The sequence below is a fragment of the Corallococcus exercitus genome (assembly GCF_003611585.1).
Taxonomy (GTDB): Bacteria; Myxococcota; Myxococcia; order Myxococcales; family Myxococcaceae; genus Corallococcus; species Corallococcus exercitus.
In genome coordinates, this window is sequence record NZ_RAVW01000576.1 from 1 (window position 1) to 4,758 (window position 4,758).

General features: G+C 71.1%; 4 protein-coding genes and 1 pseudogene. 3 read left to right on the top strand and 2 right to left on the bottom strand.

Features of this window, described 5'->3' with window-relative positions:
• Positions 1-518, bottom strand: a pseudogene (locus D7W79_RS38880) (hypothetical protein); the annotation flags it as partial.
• Between the two features lie 95 nt (positions 519-613).
• Between D7W79_RS38880 and D7W79_RS38885 the strand changes: the two are divergent.
• Positions 614-1,504 (top strand): MTAP family purine nucleoside phosphorylase, encoded by an 891-nt coding sequence (locus tag D7W79_RS38885; protein ID WP_120530287.1) that lies wholly within the window; start codon positions 614-616, stop codon positions 1,502-1,504.
• 107 nt (positions 1,505-1,611) lie between these two features.
• Positions 1,612-2,661 (top strand): YihY/virulence factor BrkB family protein, encoded by a 1,050-nt coding sequence (locus tag D7W79_RS38890; protein WP_120530288.1) that lies wholly within the window; start codon positions 1,612-1,614, stop codon positions 2,659-2,661.
• A 26-nt stretch (positions 2,662-2,687) separates the two neighbouring features.
• On the opposite strand, the gene D7W79_RS38895 is transcribed toward D7W79_RS38890, so the two are convergent.
• Entirely contained in the window at positions 2,688-3,512 is an 825-nt protein-coding gene (locus D7W79_RS38895; protein ID WP_120530289.1) for a M48 family metallopeptidase, read from the bottom strand.
• Between the two features lie 148 nt (positions 3,513-3,660).
• Here D7W79_RS38895 and mutM point away from each other — a divergent pair, with 148 nt between their 5' ends.
• Entirely contained in the window at positions 3,661-4,563 is a 903-nt protein-coding gene (gene mutM, locus D7W79_RS38900; protein ID WP_120530290.1) for a bifunctional DNA-formamidopyrimidine glycosylase/DNA-(apurinic or apyrimidinic site) lyase, read from the top strand.
• Positions 4,564-4,758 lie beyond the last annotated feature (195 nt).

A 4,758-nucleotide genomic window follows, 5' to 3' on the forward strand; every position in this document is an offset into this window, starting at 1 on the left:
GGCGACCGTCCCTGCGCGGGCTCCGTGGCTCGCGCAGGGACGGTCGCCTGCTGGCGCGGGTTGTTCTTCGCGGGCTTCTCGTCCGACGCGCGGTAGCCCTTGCGCTCCGGGGGCGGCTCCGGCGGATCATCGTAGGAGTCGCGCACCGGCCGCGCGCGCGGCTGCTTGTTCTCCTCGTCGCCGAAGGGGTCCTCCTCGCGGCGGCGGTCCTTCTCCTCGATTTCGCGCAGCTTGGCCGCTTCCGTCTTGCTGCCCCGGCGCTCGGGCGCGGCCTCCGGTGCGTCCGGCGCCCGGTTGTTCACCGCGTTGAACTGGCGGGCACACTGGGTGCGCGTCTGCAGGCAGCCCTCGAAACAGCGCGTCAGCTTCTTGATGGCGGCGCCATTGCCGCCGTACTCGATGGTGCAGTCCTCCTTGCACGTGGCGGCGTCCTCCTCGCAGCCGGGCGGGACGGGCCCGGCCAGGGCGGGGGTTGCAAGAAGGACGCTGAGGACGACGAGGCGCGGAAGAAGACGCATGGCAAATGTGAAGGCTACCAGCCTTCCGCGCTTCCCGGGCGAGCCCCCCGCGATATCGTCAGGCCCACGCCCGGCGACCGGGCGAGAGGAGACGCATGCCGGCGGTCAAGGTGGGCATCATCGGGGGCCACGCCCTCTACCAGGCCCTGGGACTCCAGGGACGCGGCGAACACCTCTCCGTGGAGACGCCCTTCGGTCCCCACAGCACCCCGCTCATCGCCACGGAGCTGGACGGCGTCCCCATCGTCTTCGTCTTCCGCCACGGCCAGGGCCACGTCCACAACGCCACCCGCGCCCCCTACCGCGCCAACCTCTTCGCCCTGAAGACGCTCGGCGTCACCCACGTCCTCGCCACCGGCACCGTGGGCAGCCTGCGCGAAGCGATCCAGCCGCTCCACCTGGCCCTGCCGGATCAGGTCATCGACCGCACCTACCGCCGCCCCTGCACCTTCTACGACGACGTCGCCGTGCACGTGGAGCTGGCCCAGCCCTTCTGCGCCACCCTGCGCCAGACGCTCGCCGACGCCGCCGGAAAGAGCGACACCGTGGTGCACCCCTCCGCCACCTACGTCTGCATCGAGGGCCCCTCCCTCAGCACCCAGGCGGAGAGCCAGCTGTACCGCGCGTGGGGCGCGGACCTGGTGGGGCTCACCGCCATGCCGGAGGCGCGGCTCGCGCGCGAGGCGGAGCTGCACTACGCCCTCATCGCGCTGCCCACCGACCATGACTCCTGGCGCCCGCAGCCCGTGGGCCAGGAGCCCGAAGCGCTCCTGCCGCAGTTCACCCAGCGGCTGGACGCCGTCACCGCCCACGGCGCCGCGCTCCTGCGCCGCGCGCTGCCCCGCATCGCCAGCGCGCCCGTCACCTGCCGCTGCGCCAGCGCGCTCGCGTTGGCCATCTTCACCGACCGCACGCGCATCCCCGCGGAGGTGAAGAGCCGCCTGCGTCCGCTGCTGGGCCGCTACCTGCCCTCCGGACTCGTCTAGCGTTCAACACCCGGCGCTTCCCGCCGCGAGCGCCCGCCCGGCTGCCTGCTGCCGAATGCCCGGACCGTTCGCACATTGGCTCCCCACAGACCCGGAGGGGGAACCACATGGGGCTGCCACGGCTCAAGTACCTGACGTGGAGGGAACTCGCGCGGCGCTTCTGGAAGGAGATTGAAGAGGACACCGTCACCGACGTGGCGGCGCAGCTGTCCTACTACTTCATCTTCTCCCTGTTCCCGTTCCTGTTCTTCCTGGTCACGCTGGTGGCGTACCTGCCGTTCGCGCCCGGCGCCGTCGACGCGATGATGGACCGCATCCGCCCGCTGGTGCCTGGCGATGCCATGGGCGTGCTCAGCCAGCACCTGACGTCCGTCGTCGGGGAGACGCGCCCCAAGCTGCTCACCGTGGGTCTGCTCGTGGCGCTGTGGTCCGCGTCGCGCGGCGTGGACGCCCTGCGCAAGGCCCTCAACCTGGCCTACGACGTGTCGGAGTCCCGGCCGTACTGGAAGACGCAGGGCCTGGCGCTGGCCGTGACGCTGATCGGCGTCCTGCTCATCCCCCTGTCGTTCGCCATCCTGCTGCTGGGCGGGCGCGTGGGGGCGTGGGTGGCGGACAAGCTGGCGCTCATCGACGAGTTCCACCTCGTCTGGTCCTGGCTGCGCTGGCCGTTCACCGCGGCGCTGGTGATGCTGATGCTGTCGCTCTGCTACTACCTGCTGCCGGACGTGAAGCAGCGCTTCAAGTACATCACCCCGGGCTCCGTCATCGGCACGCTGGCGTGGCTGGGCAGCACCTGGGGCTTCACCCAGTACGTGGAGCACTTCGGCAAGTACGACGTCACCTACGGCTCCATCGGTGGCGTGGTGGTGCTGATGCTGTGGCTCTACCTCACCGGGCTCATCTTCATCCTCGGCGGGGAGCTCAACGCCATCCTGGAGCACGCGTCCGCGAAGGGGAAGGCCAAGGGCGCCCGCGACTTCGGCCAGCCCGCGCCCCTGGAGCCCCCCCTCAAGACGCCCGGCGCGGCCAAGAGCGCCGCCAGCGCCCGGAAGACGCGGCTCGCGCTGTTCAAGCGCAGGCGCCGCGTGGCGGAGGGCAAGGACCCGGAGCCCCCGGGCCTGGAGCCGGACGGGAAGGACAACCCGTCCATGCACTGAAGGCCCAGGGTCCGCAAAGGCACTGCCTACTGCTTGGGCAGCCTGGCCTGGATGGCCGTCAGCCCGCCCGGGGTGTTGCGGTTCCCCTTGTACCCGTTCTCCGCGATGATCTTCCGCAGGTGGGAGATGCGGTCCTCGTTGGTGGGGTGCGTGGACAGCCACTTGAGCACGCCCGGCGTGGAGCCCTGCTCCTTCTGGAGCTTCTGGAAGAAGGTGATGAGGCCGTTGGGGTCGAAGCCCGCCGCGGAGGAGTACTTCGCGCCGTACTCGTCGGCCTCCGTCTCCTCGCTGCGGCCGTGCGCCAGCTGCAGCCCGCCGCCCGCCAGCTGCGCGGCGATCTGCGCCGCGGTGCCGGGGTTCTGGCCCAGCGCCACCTGGGTGATGGCCTGCAGGCCGTAGGCGTTCACCATGGCGCGCGCGGAGTGCCGGCCCACCACGTGGCCCGCCTCGTGCGCCATCACGCCCGCCAGCTCCGCCTCCGTGTCCGCCGCGAGCAGCAGGCCCGTGTACACGTAGAGGAAGCCGCCCGGCGTGGCGAAGGCGTTGACCGTCTTCGGGTCGTCAATGACGTTGACCTTCCACTTCACCCCGGAGCGGTCCTTGTTGGCCTGCGACAGGATGGGCGCGGAGATGCTCCGGACGTAGTCCACCACCGCCGGGTCCTGCACGTACTTGATGTGCTCCTTCGTCTCCAGCTCCTGCTTCACCTGGAGGCCGAGCTGGTTCTCCTGCTCGTCGGAGATGAGCACCTTGGCGAGCGCCTTCTCCGCGCCCACGCGCTGCTTGGCGCAGCCCGTGGAGAGGCCCGAGGCCAGGGTCAGGGTCAGGAGTGCGGTGACCATCCGTTGCATGGGCGAGTCGTCCTTTTGTGCTGTGGCGGTTGGAAGCCTTCGCGGCCCGTCGTAGCCGCGCCCCCACGCCCCGGGCAAGCGGCTTCCCCGCGTGGCATCCACCGGGGGACATGCGCCGGAAACAGTCCGGTGGTATGCCCCCGCCCGGATGCCTGAGCTACCGGAAGTGGAGATCGCCCGGCGCAACCTGGAGCGCTGGTTCAAGGGCCACCGCATCGTGCGCTCGGAAGCGGACGCCACCCGCGTCTTCCGGGGCGCGGAGCTGGCGCGCTTCACCCGGCTCACCGGCCGCGTGGAGTCCCTGGAGCGTAAGGGAAAGTACCTGCTCCTCACCCTGGAGGGCGGCCACGGCCTGATGGCCCACCTGGGCATGACGGGCAAGTTCGTGCGCCGGAAGGAGGGGGAGGCCGTCCCCCACAGCCGCGCCCGCTTCCACCTGGACGACGGCCACGTGGTCCACTTCGCTGATCCGCGCCTCTTCGGCCGGATGGAGCCCGTGCCCGCGAAGGCCCTGTGGGAGCTGCCCGCGGTGAAGGCCCTGGGGCGGGATCCCCTGACCGACGGGCTCACCGGCCCCCAGCTCCAGGACGCGGTGGGGGACTCCAAGCAGGACCTGAAGGTGGCGCTGATGGACCAGGGCCGCGTGGCGGGCCTGGGCAACATCCACGCCGCGGAGGCCCTCTTCCGGGCGGGGCTGCACCCGGCGCGCAAGCCCGGCACCCTCACGCCCGACGACTGGAAGCACCTGGCCAGGGCCATCCACGCCGCCTTCGACTTCGCCTTCAAGGAGCAGGAGGGCGAGGACATCACCTATCTGGAGGAGGCGGGCTCCGTGAACCGCTTCCGCGTCTACGGGCGGGCGAAGGGGCCCTGCTCGAAGTGCGGAACCGCCGTGGAGTCCTTCACCCAGGGTGGGCGAACCACGCATTTCTGTCCGAAATGTCAGCCGCTCTCCAGCGTTCCCTCCCGCGCGTCCCGGAAGGGGCCGGCGGTGGGGAAGGGGACGGCCCCCGCCGTTGCAAGTACGAAGCCCCGCTCCCGTAGACGTTGACACCCCAGGGGTGCATGGCTTGAATCGCCCGCCCTTTACACCCGGCCGCGTCATGTCGCGGCCCCGGAGACCGTTGACCATGCCTCACGTCCTGCTGGCGGCGCTGCTCGTCGCCTCGTCCACGGCCACCGCGCAGACGCCGGTGCCCGATGGTGGCGCGCCCGCGGCACCCCAGGAGTCGGCTCCCGCCGAGTC